The organism is Phytobacter sp. V91 (assembly GCF_965644225.1).
Lineage (GTDB): Bacteria > Pseudomonadota > Gammaproteobacteria > Enterobacterales > Enterobacteriaceae > CBFFRJ01.
Map to the genome: position 1 here is coordinate 1 of NZ_CBFFRJ010000367.1, position 235 is coordinate 235.

The following is a 235-nucleotide window of genomic DNA, read 5'->3' on the forward strand; positions in this document are numbered from 1 at the left end:
CACGGTACGCCGCATCCTGTTTGTCGAACGCGTCGGTCGACGGCATGGACACCACGCGCGCCTTCACCCCTTCCGCCATCAGTTTTTCGTATGCCGCAACCGCCAGCTCAACTTCTGAACCGGTAGCGATGAAAATCAGCTCCGGCTGGCCAGCACAATCTTTCAGCACATAACCGCCACGGGCGATGTTCGCCAGCTGCTCTGCGCTGCGCTCCTGCTGCGCCAGGTTCTGACG

The 235-nt window shown here is 61.3% G+C and carries 1 protein-coding gene; it reads right to left on the reverse strand.

The features are described 5' to 3' along the window. On the reverse strand, positions 1-235 hold a 235-nt coding region (locus tag ACSZO4_RS26015; RefSeq protein WP_437891953.1), incomplete at both ends, for a transketolase-like TK C-terminal-containing protein.